Source organism: Prochlorococcus sp. MIT 1327 (genome assembly GCF_047304785.1).
GTDB lineage: Bacteria > Cyanobacteriota > Cyanobacteriia > PCC-6307 > Cyanobiaceae > Prochlorococcus > Prochlorococcus marinus_D.
This window is the reverse complement of sequence record NZ_CP138972.1, coordinates 40,349-54,421: the sequence shown is the minus strand read 5'-3', so window position 1 is coordinate 54,421 and position 14,073 is coordinate 40,349. Positions and strand designations below refer to the sequence as shown.

Annotated in this window: 16 protein-coding genes; 10 read left to right on the top strand and 6 right to left on the bottom strand. The window is 52.9% G+C overall.

The genetic code is table 11. The features are described 5' to 3' along the window. Positions 1 to 13: 13 nt before the first annotated feature. The gene (gene ahcY / locus SIB80_RS00255; RefSeq protein ID WP_063419016.1) at positions 14 to 1,444 is read left to right on the top strand and encodes an adenosylhomocysteinase; all 1,431 of its coding nucleotides are present in this window, start codon (positions 14 to 16) and stop codon (positions 1,442 to 1,444) included. Between the two features lie 308 nt (positions 1,445 to 1,752). Here ahcY and SIB80_RS00250 read toward each other — a convergent pair whose 3' ends face one another. Next, positions 1,753 to 1,914 (bottom strand): hypothetical protein, encoded by a 162-nt coding sequence (locus SIB80_RS00250; RefSeq protein ID WP_169276480.1) that lies wholly within the window; start codon positions 1,912 to 1,914, stop codon positions 1,753 to 1,755. Between the two features lie 30 nt (positions 1,915 to 1,944). On the opposite strand from SIB80_RS00250, the gene SIB80_RS00245 reads away from it, so the two are divergent. After that, entirely contained in the window at positions 1,945 to 2,604 is a 660-nt protein-coding gene (locus SIB80_RS00245) for a DedA family protein (RefSeq protein WP_063419018.1), read from the top strand. A 10-nt stretch (positions 2,605 to 2,614) separates the two neighbouring features. On the opposite strand, the gene SIB80_RS00240 is transcribed toward SIB80_RS00245, so the two are convergent. Beyond that, entirely contained in the window at positions 2,615 to 3,001 is a 387-nt protein-coding gene (locus tag SIB80_RS00240) for a single-stranded DNA-binding protein (RefSeq protein ID WP_011129520.1), read from the bottom strand. Between the two features lie 143 nt (positions 3,002 to 3,144). Between SIB80_RS00240 and SIB80_RS00235 the strand changes: the two genes are divergently transcribed. The 7 genes from SIB80_RS00235 to SIB80_RS00205 all read left to right on the top strand — a co-directional run bounded on the left by SIB80_RS00235 (position 3,145) and on the right by SIB80_RS00205 (position 9,669). Next, complete coding sequence (locus SIB80_RS00235; protein WP_011129521.1) at positions 3,145 to 4,197, top strand: rod shape-determining protein; 1,053 nt, start codon at positions 3,145 to 3,147, stop codon at positions 4,195 to 4,197. Positions 4,198 to 4,201: 4 nt separating this feature from the next. Next, positions 4,202 to 4,945 (top strand): rod shape-determining protein MreC, encoded by a 744-nt coding sequence (gene mreC, locus SIB80_RS00230; protein ID WP_063419021.1) that lies wholly within the window; start codon positions 4,202 to 4,204, stop codon positions 4,943 to 4,945. Next, on the top strand, positions 4,945 to 5,454 hold the full coding sequence (locus SIB80_RS00225; protein ID WP_063419023.1) for a hypothetical protein: 510 nt from the start codon (positions 4,945 to 4,947) through the stop codon (positions 5,452 to 5,454). The genes mreC and SIB80_RS00225 overlap by 1 nt, the downstream gene beginning before the upstream one ends. A 13-nt stretch (positions 5,455 to 5,467) precedes the next feature. Further along, a complete protein-coding gene (locus tag SIB80_RS00220; protein ID WP_063419025.1) occupies positions 5,468 to 6,772 on the top strand; it encodes an ABC transporter substrate-binding protein in 1,305 nt (434 codons plus the stop codon). A gap of 146 nt (positions 6,773 to 6,918) precedes the next feature. Then, the gene (rpaB, locus tag SIB80_RS00215) at positions 6,919 to 7,773 is read left to right on the top strand and encodes a response regulator transcription factor RpaB (protein ID WP_063419027.1); all 855 of its coding nucleotides are present in this window, start codon (positions 6,919 to 6,921) and stop codon (positions 7,771 to 7,773) included. A gap of 46 nt (positions 7,774 to 7,819) precedes the next feature. Further along, complete coding sequence (lysS, locus tag SIB80_RS00210) at positions 7,820 to 9,346, top strand: lysine--tRNA ligase (RefSeq protein WP_205909607.1); 1,527 nt, start codon at positions 7,820 to 7,822, stop codon at positions 9,344 to 9,346. A 59-nt stretch (positions 9,347 to 9,405) separates the two neighbouring features. Next, on the top strand, positions 9,406 to 9,669 hold the full coding sequence (locus SIB80_RS00205; protein WP_006042532.1) for a hypothetical protein: 264 nt from the start codon (positions 9,406 to 9,408) through the stop codon (positions 9,667 to 9,669). 1 nt (position 9,670) lies between these two features. On the opposite strand, the gene SIB80_RS00200 is transcribed toward SIB80_RS00205, so the two are convergent. From SIB80_RS00200 to egtB, 4 genes are read right to left on the bottom strand one after another with little or no spacing between them, the layout of a single operon-like run. Then, positions 9,671 to 10,153 (bottom strand): hercynine metabolism protein, encoded by a 483-nt coding sequence (locus SIB80_RS00200; protein WP_063419031.1) that lies wholly within the window; start codon positions 10,151 to 10,153, stop codon positions 9,671 to 9,673. Then, complete coding sequence (locus tag SIB80_RS00195) at positions 10,150 to 10,380, bottom strand: hercynine metabolism small protein (protein WP_063419032.1); 231 nt, start codon at positions 10,378 to 10,380, stop codon at positions 10,150 to 10,152. The genes SIB80_RS00200 and SIB80_RS00195 overlap by 4 nt, the downstream gene beginning before the upstream one ends. A 25-nt stretch (positions 10,381 to 10,405) precedes the next feature. Then, positions 10,406 to 11,359, bottom strand: coding sequence for an L-histidine N(alpha)-methyltransferase (gene egtD / locus SIB80_RS00190; protein ID WP_063419033.1), 954 nt, complete (start codon positions 11,357 to 11,359; stop codon positions 10,406 to 10,408). Beyond that, positions 11,356 to 12,537 carry an ergothioneine biosynthesis protein EgtB gene (gene egtB / locus SIB80_RS00185; protein ID WP_063419034.1) on the bottom strand — a complete coding sequence of 394 codons (1,182 nt, stop codon included), beginning with the start codon at positions 12,535 to 12,537 and terminating at the stop codon, positions 11,356 to 11,358. The genes egtD and egtB overlap by 4 nt, the downstream gene beginning before the upstream one ends. 629 nt (positions 12,538 to 13,166) lie before the next feature. Between egtB and SIB80_RS00180 the strand changes: the two genes are divergently transcribed. After that, positions 13,167 to 13,454 carry a hypothetical protein gene (locus SIB80_RS00180; RefSeq protein WP_063419035.1) on the top strand — a complete coding sequence of 96 codons (288 nt, stop codon included), beginning with the start codon at positions 13,167 to 13,169 and terminating at the stop codon, positions 13,452 to 13,454. Positions 13,455 to 14,073 lie beyond the last annotated feature (619 nt).

The following is a 14,073-nucleotide window of genomic DNA, read 5'->3' as shown; positions in this document are numbered from 1 at the left end:
GGAGCTTTGAACCATGGTGGCAGTGCCCACATCAACGGCCTCGTTGCAGGCCCCCTCTCAATACGTCGTAGCCGACATCGATCTAGCGGATTTTGGCCGCAAGGAATTGAGCATTGCTGAAACTGAGATGCCAGGTTTGATGGCCCTGAGGGTCAAGCACGGCAGCGAAAAACCTCTCAAGGGGGCTCGCATTGCTGGCAGTCTGCACATGACCATTCAGACCGGTGTGTTGATTGAGACGCTGGTCGCCCTCGGTGCAGATGTGCGCTGGGCTTCATGCAACATTTTTTCTACTCAAGATCACGCTGCTGCTGCTATTGCCGCTAGCGGCGTGCCTGTTTTTGCAACCAAAGGCGAGACTCTTGATGAGTATTGGGCCTATACCCATCGCATTCTCGAGTGGGGTGATGGTGGCACTCCCAACATGATCTTGGATGACGGCGGAGATGCAACTGGCTTGGTGATGCTTGGCAGCAAGGCCGAGAGCGATCGTTCTGTACTGGATAACCCTGGCAACGAGGAAGAGACGGCATTGTTTGCCTCGATTCGTACCAAGTTGGCCCAGGATTCCAGCTTTTATTCCCGCATCAAGAGCAATATTCAAGGGGTGACAGAAGAGACAACTACGGGTGTCGCGCGTCTGTATCAGATGCAGAAGAGTGGTGAATTGCCTTTCCCGGCGATCAATGTCAATGACTCGGTAACCAAGAGCAAGTTCGACAATCTTTATGGTTGCCGTGAGTCTTTGGTGGATGGCATCAAGCGGGCCACTGATGTGATGGTTGCTGGAAAGGTGGCTTTGGTGATGGGCTATGGCGATGTGGGTAAGGGTTCAGCACAATCGCTACGTGGCCTTGGTGCCACAGTGATGATTGCTGAAATTGATCCCATCTGTGCCCTTCAGGCAGCGATGGAGGGCTATCGGGTGGTACGTCTGGATGAGGTGGTTCACGATGTCGATATCTTTGTGACCTCCACAGGTAACTTTCAGGTGATTCGCCATGAACATCTGATCCGTATGAAAGACGAGGCTATTGTTTGCAATATCGGTCACTTTGATAATGAGATTGATGTTGCATCTTTGAAGGATTATCAGTGGGAGAATATCAAGCCTCAAGTTGATCACATCACTCTTCCTAGCGGCAATAAGATCATTCTTCTGGCTGAAGGGCGTTTGGTAAACCTTGGTTGTGCTACCGGTCACCCGAGCTTTGTGATGAGTAATTCCTTTACCAATCAGGTGTTGGCTCAAATTGAGTTGTTCTCGAAAGGTGATCAGTATGCCGATCAGGTGTATGTGTTGCCGAAGCACCTCGATGAGATGGTGGCCCGCCTTCACTTGGAGAAGATCGGCGCGAGGCTTACTGAGCTCACCAAGCAGCAGGCCGATTACATCAGTGTGCCTGTTGAAGGTCCCTACAAGCCCGACCATTATCGCTACTGATTGTCTCTAGGCAGGCAAGCTTGTTTTTCATAATTAGGCTTGTCTGTCTGGCAAGAAGATAACACAAGACTTGTTATAGATTGAGTGTTAAAAAGAGATAAATGCGGCTGAATGAACTCTATTTGAATGTGAAAATAAAAAAGTTGTTTTTAGCGAATTAATCCTGCCAGTTTAATATTTTGTGGCCTTGAATTATTCTGTCTGCATTCTTGGCCTATTTTATGGTGAAATTTGGTTTTTGACTGGACCGGCTGTTAATAGTCAGCTTGGAGTGAATTTGCTAGCTCAATACTTTGGTCGTGAGGCCATCAGTAATCAGTAATCAGCAAACATTGAAAGATGCCTCCCGAATGATTCGTCGGCACATTGTTGAGGCTTAAAGAGGCGTTGAGGCGCTTGACGAGTTCTGATCTCTGTGAGTCTTCTGCGAGCGTTGCTGATCGCATGACCATCAGGAACTCCGGCCCCATGGAAGACTTGCCTGGTGATGCGTAGGCTCCATGGGGCTTTCTGAACTGATTACTCAGTTGCCGGAGATGATCGGCCAGGCCGTGGAGGCCAACCAGTGGATGGGTTATGGCGCGATATTCGCGGCCATGTTTCTGGAAAATCTTTTTCCACCGATCCCATCCGAGTTGATCATGCCTCTTGGCGGTTTCTACGTGCAGCAGGGGCAGCTGCAGTTCTTACCAGTGGTGTTGGCCGGTTTGTTGGGCACCTTGCTGGGGGCTCTCCCTTGGTATGGCATTGGGCGGGTTATCAATGAGCAAAGGCTTGAGGTTTGGCTCAGTCGACATGGCCGTTGGATCGGTATCAGTCCGGCAGAACTTGCGCGCAGCCGTCGTTGGTTTAATCGTTACGGCACGGCGTTGGTGTTTTGGGGACGGCTAGTGCCTGGTATTCGTACCTTGATCTCTGTGCCTGCAGGCATTGAATTGATGCCTTTCGCACCTTTCCTGATCTGGACAACAGCAGGCAGCCTGATCTGGACTTTGCTACTCACCCTGGCTGGGTTGGGGCTTGGGGAGGGTTACAGCAATGTGGAGCTGTGGATAGATCCTGTCTCCAAGGTTGTTAAGGGGGGCCTGGTTATTGCGGTGTTGGCTGCAGTGGTGTGGCTGGGCCTGCGCATTTGGCGCAGGCGTCATCACACTCATTGATCAATGAGTCTTAAAAGGGGACTTCCTCTTCACTTGGGCCGTCCCCAAATCCCCCTCCGCCAAAGTTGCTCGCTTCTGCATCACGTTTGGAACCTAGAAGTTCTAGACGGTCCACCCGCACAACAGGCTTGGTTCGCTCTTCTCCGGTGTTGCGATCGGTCCAGCGGTCCAGTTTGAAGCTACCGATGATACCCAGCAGAGATCCTTTTTTGACATAATCCGCCGCGACTTGAGCCTGTTTGCCCCAGATCTCTAGGTTGAACCAGTCTGGTTCGTCGTCGCGACTGCGACGGTTCACGGCCATGGTGAGGTTGGCGACAACCGTTCCCGATTCGAAGTAGCGAACTTCTGGATCACGGCCTGCTCGGCCGACGAGTGTGACGGAATTTACGCTCATGAATGAAACCTATTTGTTTGAGTTTGGTCAATGATGCGCCACGGTTTAAGTGGCTGCTTATAAGGAGTTCCACCCTCATCGCTGGGTGTAACAAGCTGCATTGGCTACGACACCTATGATTCGCCGACTTGAGTCCAGCGCTTGTGTTTTTTCGTCGCTTTCAACTGTCACGCGACATCGGCATTGATCTTGGTACCGCCAATACCCTGATTTACGTGTCGGGAAAAGGGATTGTGCTTCAGGAGCCTTCTGTCGTAGCCCTCGACTTGGAGAACGGTGTGCCTCTGGCGGTGGGTGACGATGCCAAGTTGATGCTTGGCCGCACCCCTGGCAATATTCGTGCCGTGCGTCCACTGCGCGATGGCGTGATCGCCGATTTCGATGCAGCTGAGCAGATGCTGAAGACCTTTATTCAGAAGGGGAATGAAGGTCGAGGCATTGTTGCTCCTCGCTTGGTGGTGGGTATCCCGAGCGGAGTGACTGGTGTCGAACGGCGTGCCGTGCGGGAGGCAGGCATGGCAGGAGCTCGGGAAGTTCATCTGATTGATGAGCCTGTTGCAGCCGCCATTGGAGCTGGTCTTCCTGTTACTGAGCCAATTGGAACGATGATCGTTGATATAGGAGGAGGCACAACCGAGGTGGCGGTGCTCAGCTTGGGAGGAACTGTGTTGAGTGAGTCGGTTCGCGTGGCCGGTGATGAAATTAGTGATGCCATTGGGGTTTATTTGAAGAAGGTTCACAACCTTGTCGTCGGTGAGCGCACGGCCGAGGAGATCAAGATCCGCATTGGCTCCGCTTTCCCAAATCACGAGTTTGACCAGCAGGCCATGGATGTGCGGGGGCTGCATCTGCTCTCCGGTCTGCCACGTTCGATCAATTTGCAGGCTGGAGACTTGCGGGAGGCGATAGCAGAACCCCTCAACGTGATTGTGGAGGCCGTGAAGCGCACCCTTGAACGCACACCACCAGAATTAGCTGCTGACATTGTTGACCGTGGCATCATGCTTGCTGGTGGAGGAGCCTTGGTGCGCGGGATAAGCGATTTAATTAGCCATGAGACAGGCATCTTTACTCATGTTGCAGAGGATCCATTGTTGTGTGTGGTTAATGGTTGTGGTCAGGTCCTCGAGGATTACAAGCGACTTCGCAGGGTGCTTGATACTCCGGAATTCACTCGCTCTTCAATGACGGCTTGAATCGATGGGGGTTTCCCCGTGGCAGGCATCTTTCCGTTGGTGGCGTTGGCGTGGAGTTTTGCCTTGGCTGTTGTTAGTGGCAGCACTTGGTTTGGTGCGTTGGAGTAAAGGCGCCGGTTTTGCTGATGCTTATGCCCTTTTTAGTCGGCCGTTTTGGCCTGGATCAGCCCAGCGAGAATGGATCCAGTCTGGTATTCAGCTCGAGCAACAGAGCAAACTTCGGTTGCTTGAGCAGGACAATCAAAGACTGCGCGGGTTGCTTGCTCTTGGTCAGGCCTCAGGATCTGGTCGCATTTCCGCGGCTGTGATTTCCCGTACCCCGAAGGGGTGGTGGCAGCAACTGGAACTGGGCAAGGGGCGATTGCATGGGATTGCTCAGGGTGATGCTGTGATGGGGCCAGGAGGATTACTGGGGAGAATCCAAAGTGTCACCCCTGCCACTGCACGTGTTCAACTGCTCACTGCGCCAGGTAGTCGGGTTGGAGTTTGGATACCGCGAACCAAGCGTCATGGCCTCTTGGTTGGTGTGGGTACGAGTAGGCCTCAGTTGGAGTTTCTCGATAAGAATCCCTATGCAGTGCCAGGTGATCTTGTCAGCATCTCGCCTGCAAGCACATTGTTGCCCGCCAGCCTGCCTGTAGGGGTGATTCAGAAAGTGGATGACCGAGCAGTTCCGGCTCCTCGTGCAGCTGTGCAGTTAATCGCTGCACCAGAAGCCATCGATTGGGTGCAGGTGCAGATTCGCTGATGGCGCGCCTTCATCAGCAACCGATTTGCTTGGCTTCAAGCCTCTTCGTGCCTTGGCTGACCCTCGCTGCACCGACCTGGTTGAGCCTTTCTGGGGTGGGTCCCTGCTGGGCGGTGTTGTGGTTGTTGCCTTGGGCCCTTGTTGATGGACCTGTCTCTGGACTCACTGCTGGACTTTGTCTTGGCTTGGTATTGGATGGCCTCAGCCTTGGTGGTGCGAGTCAACTGCCGGCGTTGATGGCGCTTGGATGGTGGTGGGGACGGCTAGGCAGGCGTGCTCCACTGATTCAGGGCAGTTTCAATCTCGGATTATTGGCATGGATGGGTACAGCTCTGGTTGGCTTGAGTCTTTGGCTGCAAACGCTTTTGATTCAGTTCGATAGCTCGGTGTCTTGGCTTCATTCCTGGGGGTTGCATACCTTTTTGGCACAGTCGTTGGTCACTGGTTTGGTTGCTCCTCTGCTGGTGTCATGGATGCTGTTGATTTGGCGGCGGCTGGCTCGAGCTTGAACAGGTCATGAGAATGCTGCGGTCACGAAGAAAGGTTGTTGTTGCAGGCCTAGTGGTGCTTGGTGCAGCCTTGATTGGTTGGGGTTGTCGATCGAAGCAGGGATCTTTAACTGATTTGCAGCTCTGGACGTTGCAACTGGCGCCCAAGTTCACCCCCTATATGGAGGGGGTCATCAAAAACTGGCAGCAGAATCACCCCGGTGCGTTGGTGCGTTGGACAGATCTCCCCTGGGGATCAGTGGAGCGCAAGTTATTGGCTGCGGTGTTCGCGCGTACCGCACCAGACGTGGTCAATCTCAATCCCCCCTTTGCTGCAAATCTTGCCAGCAAAGGGGGGATTAGGGATCTGACGCCTTTGCTTCCAGACGATGCAGCCGACCGCTACCTTCCCTCGGTTTGGGAGTCTGGCCTGGATGCTGAGGGGCGACAGATCGCCATTCCTTGGTATCTCACGGTACGGCTGAGTTTGGTTAACCAGCAGTTGTTGCGACAAGCCGAACTGGAGGCTCCACCGCGACGTTGGCAGGATGTACCTTCCTATGCGCGCCGCATTCGTGAGCGCACAGGTCGCTATGGCCTATTCGTCACTGTGGTCCCTGACGATTCGACTGAACTGCTTGAGTCGATGGTTCAGATGGGAGTCACTTTGCTGGATTCTCGGAGGCGGGCTGGTTTTGCTACTCCAAAGGGTCAACGTGCTTTTGCCTTCTGGACCGATCTTTATCGGCAAGGTCTCCTGCCTCGAGAGGTGATAAGCCAGGGTCAGAAGCGAGCGATAGAGCTTTATCAGAGCGGTGAGTTGGCCATGTTGGCGAGCGGGGCTGAATTCCTACGCACGATCCAGACAAACGCTCCGGCTGTGGCCAGGGTGACTAACTCCTATCCACCGCTTGTCGGTGGTGATGGCAATGCGAATGTCGCTGTGATGACGTTGGTGGTGCCTCGTCAGAGCAGGCGCCAGCAGGAAGCCGTTGATTTTGCCTTGTTTCTAACCAATGGGGTTAATCAGGCAACTTTTGCGCAGCAAGCCAAGGTGTTGCCATCGTCTAGAAACGCCTTGCGACAGGTTCAGATTGCTCTTAAGGCTGAGCGTCCGGAGTCGCGTGAGGCTGCTCAGATCCGCTCTGCCAGAGCATTGTCTGCCAAGACTTTGAAGCGGGCGAAAGTTTTGGTTCCGGCTTTACCTGGGATCAAGCGTCTGCAGAGCATTATTTATACCCAGTTACAGCGGGCGATGCTCGATCAAATCAGCAGCGATGAGGCTGTGGAAGAGGCTGCTCGTCAGTGGAATCGCTACGCAGAAGCTAGATGGCCCTAAAGTGCAATCAATTAGTAATTGATACCTAAGTATAAGTACCTTTTAATTCTTAAATAAATAGAAAAACTGCTATTTCTCAAGCTCGTTAGCGATTTTTGCTCAAGGCGGAAGGTTAAGGTTGTGTTTCTTCATGAGGAAATGCTCATATGTCACATCCGGGGGGTTTATCTCAGTACCAAAGTCATGATGGGTCTGAGACGCAGGCTCCCGGGAATCCGAAGGCGACCATTCTTGTCGTTGACGATGAGCCAGCAGTCCTCCGGATTTTGGTCATGCGACTTCAACTGGCTGGCTATCGGGTGATTTGTGCCGAGGACGGGGAAGAGGCTCTTGAGATTTTTCATCGAGAACAGCCTGATTTGCTTGTTCTCGATGTGATGCTGCCCAAGATGGATGGTTTTGCTGTTTGTAGAAGGCTTAGGGCTGAGTCTTGTGTGCCGATTATTTTCCTCTCAGCATTAGAGGCCATTTCTGAACGTGTGGCTGGACTTGATCTTGGGGCAGATGATTACATTCCCAAGCCCTTTAGTCCCAAGGAACTTGAGGCTCGTATTGCCACGATTCTGCGTCGGGTTGGTCCAGGTTCCGCTACGGCTGAAATCAGAGATCTGCCAGTTGGGCAGGGTGTTCTGCGAGTTGGTGATTTGGTGGTTGACACCAATCGCCGCCAGGTGAGTCGTGCAGGAGAGCGTATTGGCCTCACCTACACCGAATTCAGTCTTTTGGAACTGTTGTTCCGTGAACCTGGACGGGTGGTACCCAGGGCCGAAATCTTGGAGCAGCTCTGGGGTTATCCCCCTCGCCGGGCGGCCGACTTGCGTGTGGTCGATGTTTATGTAGCTCGTTTGCGTGGCAAGCTCGAGCCAGACCCGCGCAATCCAGAGCTAATCCTTACGGTTCGTGGAATTGGTTACTCCTCCCAGCGCGTTGGGGATAGTCCTGCTCCTGCTCCTGCTCCTGCTCCTGCTTCTGCTCCTGCTTCGGTTGCCGTTGCGAGTTGATTAAGTCGATGGGGTGAGTAGAGCAACGACTCCATCGACCGGCAAGATGGCGAGGTCAGTCCTGAGTGCCTTGTCTGAGCTGCGTGAGACTCGCCTGGAAAAGGCACAAGCCCTCAAAGAGCTGGGGAATGGGCCTTATGCCCTGCGATTTGAGTCAAGTCATCGCACCGCTAACTTGCAGGCGGATCATGCTGATTTGGCCAAGGGTGAGGAGAGGCTTCTCACTGTGTCTGTGGCTGGTCGGGTGATGACCCGTCGTGTCATGGGCAAGTTGGCTTTCTATACCTTGGCGGATGAGACCGGCACGATTCAGTTGTATTTGGAGAAGGCCACCATTGATGCGGCTGCATCAAATGAGCTGGCTTCAGGAACTTTTGTTCAGCTCACCACCCTTGTTGACGCGGGCGACTGGATTGGGGTCACAGGCGTGCTTCGTCGCACTGACCGTGGTGAGCTTTCGGTGAAGGTTCAGCAGTGGCAGATCTTGAGCAAATCATTGCAACCCTTGCCAGATAAGTGGCACGGTTTAGCTGATGTGGAGAAGCGCTATCGGCAACGCTATCTGGATTTGATCGTGTCGCCTCAGTCGCGTGAGACTTTTCGCCGCCGGGCATTGATGGTGAGTGCAATCCGTCGATGGCTCGATGATCGTGCCTTCTTGGAAATCGAGACACCGGTGCTTCAGGCTGAGGCTGGTGGCGCCGAAGCTAGGCCATTCATTACTCACCACAACACACTCGATCTTCCTCTTTATCTGCGTATTGCCACAGAGCTGCATCTCAAGAGGCTTGTGGTTGGTGGATTTGAGCGGGTCTATGAGCTTGGGCGCATCTTTCGTAACGAGGGGATGAGTACCCGCCACAACCCTGAATTCACTTCTGTAGAGGTCTATCAGGCCTATGCGGATTACATCGACATGATGGTCCTTACTGAGCAGCTGATTTCCTCAGTTTGTACTCAGATCTGTGGGTCTACGAGGATCACTTATCAAGACATAGAAATCGACCTAACGCCCCCTTGGCGGAGAGCCAGCATGCACGAACTGGTGCAAGAGGCGACGGGGCTTGATTTCATGGGTTTTAAAGACCGTGCGGTAGCGGCTTCGGCTATGGCGCGGGCAGGTCTAGAGGTGCCGTCTAAGGCCGATAGTGTGGGCCGCTTGCTTAATGAGGCCTTTGAACAAGCAGTGGAGGTAAGTCTGATCCAGCCAACATTTGTGCTCGATTATCCGATTGAGATCTCTCCTCTTGCCCGACAACATCGCAGCAAACCAGGATTGGTCGAGCGCTTTGAATTGTTCATTGTGGGTCGGGAAACAGCCAATGCTTTTAGTGAGTTAATCGATCCCCTTGATCAGCGTCAGCGGCTTGAGGCTCAGCAAGCACGTCGTCAGGCTGGGGACCTTGAGGCTCATGGGGTTGATGAGGATTTCCTTCAGGCTCTTGAGGTGGGCATGCCCCCTACCGGTGGCTTGGGTATTGGCATCGATCGCTTAGTGATGTTGTTCACCGATAGCCCTTCAATACGTGATGTGATTGCTTTCCCTCTGCTTCGACCGGAGCTCAAAACTTAATCTTCAACGTCGGGAACCGTCGCAGTGGATAATTAACTCAATGGCATGGTCCTATTTCTATGAGTGGCGAGCGCGTAGGTTTCCGCTTCAAACACGCCGATGCGGTGGTCAAGCGCAATCCCCAGGGTCGATCCAGGCGCGGGTGGGTGATGGAACCCGTTGAGCAGACCACCAGTCGCGGCACCAAGATGCCCGCATATCGCATTCGCTGGCGTGATAGCGAGCGTCCAGAAATTGTGCTTCAGCACATGCTGATTGCTGATCCAGACCCAACTCCTCCTCCGGAGAACGTGAGTCTTGAGCCTCCGGCCCCAAAAGCCTGACTTAATTAGTCTTGTCGCGTTTTCGTATGAGCTCTTGGAGTTCTTGTTGGGCTGCGAATCGTATCCAGTCCTCTTCAAGAGTGGAGCTATCTCTTGCTGACTGTTCAGAAAGTGAGCAAAATTTCTTCTCGACGTCTTTGAAGCGATTGCCCAGTTGATCCAAATCGGACCATAGTTGCCGACCCTGCTCCATTAAATCGGCTATGTGTTGATCGGCCCGATCGGCCAGGGCCGAGGCTCCTGCCTTTCTGGCACGATTCGATCGAGTGCTCCACTCCCGAACTGTGCCGGCAAGGGTGAGGAGTTGCCGGCGAAGTTCCTCTGCTTCTTTTTGAAGTTGCTGTCGCTGCCTTTTCAGGTTTTGGTAATGGTCTTTTTGGTGTTGTTGGTGGAGGAGTAACTCCTGATATGGATTCTCGCGGAGGAAGTCGGTCAACCTCTCCTCTAAGACTCGTTCCAGTTCGTCGAGCCAGGTTGCGCTCATGACTGATCTGGGGCACGAGTAATCAGTGGGGCTTCGATCTCTTCTTGCAGGGGTTTGATAGCGCCCTCACGCGAGTGCAGTAACAGTTGGGTGAGTCTTGCCAAGCTTCCTTCCCCTAGGTCAAGCACTGTTAGTCGTTCAAAAGCCCTTCGGTAGATTCCTTCTAGCTCCCGGATTAGGCTTTCACGTTCTTGTCGCACGTTCTGGCGTTGCTGCTCTCGGCTCATTTAGCACTTCTTCTTTCTTCTTAGCTCAGTCTGACGGTTCCAGCAGATGCAGCGAGAGTGAATCGGCAGAGTCGTGCCATCTTTGGTTGATTCTCCAGCCCGCCTTTTCAGCCAGTCTGGCTGCCTCTTGTGGGTTGTATTTGACGCTGTATTCGGTGATGAGTGGTTCTCCGGCGCTGAATGACCAGGTGCTGTTGTCAATCACGATTGTTTGACTGCAGCGGCTCACTAGAGCCATTTCGATGCGATGAAACTCTTCTTGCCAACGGGCTCGATAAGAGAAGTGGTCCGGTCTGAAATCTGCTTCCAGCTCACGATTGAGACGATGCAAGAGGTTGCGCGCGAAAGCTGCTGAGATGCCTGCCGCATCATTGTAGGCAGCCTCGAGCTGGATTGGATCACGGGGTTGGTCGAGACCGAGCAGCAGGGGACCACCGCCAAGCAGCTTTCGGAACCGACGAAGTACTGCCACTGCTTCTTTTGGTGTGAAGTTTCCGAGGGAGCTGCCGGGGAAAAAGCCGATGCAGCGGACACCCTCGAGCCGGGGGTGGGGCGGTAGCGCTTGCATGCTGCTGTGGTCGCAGCAGATACCTAGCATTGACACCATGGGATAGGTGCTGGCGAGTCTGGTTAGCGAATCCCTTAGAGCTGCTTGGCTGATGTCCAGGGCCACAAAGGTTGACGGCTGGATTGCGTTGAGTAGGGGGGAAACCTTGTGGGCATTGCCGATGCCGAATTCCACGATGACGCCATCTCCTACGGCTTTGGCAATGGCTGGTGCATTCTCCTCCAGTAGCTTGATCTCTGTGCGGGTTAGGCCGTATTCAGGTTGTTCGCAGATCTGGGCAAATAGGCGTGATCCTTTCGCGTCGTACAACACCCAAGCTGGCAGTTGCCGCGGCTGGCATTTGAAGCCTGACTGCACCAGCTGCTTCAGATCCGCAGGGGCGGGATGTAGGTCAATCAGCTCGATGCTCATCGGGCCAGGCGCAGTCCTGCTGCCATCCAACGGTTTGCTGGTGCAAAGAAGTTCCGGTAGGTGTCGCGCTCATGGCCTTCCGGTGTGAGCCAGCTGCTGCCGCGCAGAACAAACTGGGAGCTCATGAATTTTCCGTTGTATTCACCCACAGCGCCTGGGGCCGGAAGGAATCCCGGATAGGGCCTATAAGGACTTGCCGTCCATTGCCACAGCTTGCCGTGAGCATCGTGGATCAGAGGTTGATGCTGTTGTAGGGCCACTTCCCATTCCGCTTCGCTGGGCAATCGAGCACCACACCACCGTGCGTAGGCATCGGCTTCGAACCAGCTCAAATGGCGCACCGGTGCTTTTCGATTCAAGTGCCGCCTTCCTTCCAGGGTGAATTCTTCCTGCCATTGATCTGCAGGCCCGTCGCCGCGCCAGTACCGGGGAGCCTGCCATCCCAGTTGTTGTTGTACGGCCCAGCCCTCACTCATCCAAAGTTCTGGGCGCTGATACCCCCCATCTGCGATAAAGCACCTGAAGTCGTCGTTGCACACCAAATGATCCATCAGGGCAAAGTCCTCCAGCCAGATGCGATGCGACGGCCCCTCGTTGTCAAAATGGAATCCCGCGCCAGCATGGCCGATTTCATAGAGACCTCCATCGCAGGAGATCCAGCGGGCTTGGGTTGGCTCTAAAGGTCCCAGATGATGATCGGCGCCAGTTTGATAAGCAGGCTCTAACGGTTGTCGGCTAAAGCCATCCAAGAGATCCATCAACAGCAATTCCTGATGCTGCTGTTCGTGATGTAGACCCAGTTCTGCCAGTTGCTGGATGTCTTCTTGGTCAGCGTCCGGGGAGGTCAGGAGTTGCGTTAATGCAGCGTCCACCTGTTGCCGCCACGCCAAGACCTCCCTGATTGTCGGCCGGGTCAGGACACCCCGTGAGGGTCTTGGATGGCGTGCCCCGGCCGCTTCGTAATAGGAGTTGAATTGATAACTCCAGCGTGGATCACAGCCTTCGTAGCCTTTGAGATAGGGCTGAAGCAAAAAGGTATCGAAGAACCAGGTGGTGTGAGCAAGGTGCCATTTCGGCGGACTTGCATCGGCCATGCCCTGAAGGCAGAGATCTTCCGGTTCGAGGGGTGCAACCAGCGATTCACTTCGCTGACGCACTGCCAAGAGCAAGTTCAGCATGAGGAAACGGTTTTACTGATTCCCACTTGTGCGCCCAAGCACCACGGCCGAATGGATCTGGTCATAGAAAAGCTCTTGGCCACGGAAGGGCACTGATAGGGAAATTTCCCTTGGACAAACGATCCAGGCAATCTACTGAGTGGCATCGATCGATCTGGTCGCAAAATATGTTGGGTTCGCGTGTTCAGCTTGGGTTGCATTGGTCATCAGTCAGGGCGGTTGAAGTTTCTGTTTCGACTTGAAAATTAAAGTGTAAAGTTTGGAGGTCGTCGAATCCATTGTTTTCTGCATTTATTGTGATTTAGCCTCTAGGCTTCGTGCTATTATTTATGCTCTTAGTGCTTGATCCGAGGTAATCTTTTATATGGCTGTGGCCCTATAATTTGCTGTCCTTTAATATTAAATCGCGCTGAATCATCCGCTATTGGGTGTGCTTGTTATTGGGCACGCGCTTGGTTGCTGGTTGGGTGTTGACCCTGGATGCAAGTGGGCGGCTCTTAGGTGTGCGTGTAAAAAGTCTTTGATTGCCATGAGTTATTTAATAATAGGACTTTTTATTTTCTCTTTTTGTGATGATTTCTCTTGGCTAATGCGGGCTCGTATTTTGGCTGGTTTTGCAGTGCAATTGTTTGTTCAGGTTAGTTCAGCAGAGCAGAATTTTTTCTGGTTCTGGCAAGCACGGTTCTGCGATTGCAGTTATCTATATCCGTGCGGCTGCGGGTGTAGCATTTGGTCCGATCATTGCTGCTCTATCTCTTGAGCTTGGAAGGGTCTTAACTTTTTCAATGCTTGGCTTTAGTGAGCTTTTGATGGTTGTCTTGTTTCTCATGCTTTCAAGGGATTCTTCTAAGGCGGCACAATCTTGGACCGTGTTCAGGCGCAACTTAGATACCAGTAAGGTTGCAATAGAGTTTTGAGTTGCTTCACTACCAGGATTTGCGATTGGAGTTCTTGCCGTGTCCGGTCCTTGTAGGCTTATGCAGTAGGCGCTGATTTTGTCTTATTTGCTCTTGCAATCATCTAGTTTGCAATTTCAAATGTATTTGTAGCACCCTATTTTGTTAGATGAGTGATAGGACATGCAGGCGTAGACCATCGTTTCTTGCGCTTCTCAAGGCTGTATTTGCTTTGATTCTTATCGTGATTGATTCCTGGAAGTTGACTTCCCTCATTCTAGTCGGGATTGCAGCTGCATTAATATTGGCGGTGGCGGGCCCAGGCTTGGTACTCGTTGATGAGGGCCTTCTAATGCGTTGTCAGGTGAGTCATGAAGCCAAGTCGCTGATGAATTTTGCTGGGGACCTGTTACTGCTCTTGGGTCAATCGCAGCTGTTTTCATACATGGGACTTTAGATATAGTTTGGTCCATATTATTGTTGACAGCCTTGGCCCTTTTTCTGCAGGTTTATGTCGACGTAATCCTCAGCAATAAAGATTATTTTTAAGGCAATCTTTCTTCTGGAAACGAGTCGATTTTGCTGTTTAGCGTTGCGGAAGTGGTTGCAATGGGTTGGCTATCTGTACGATCAGCCCATC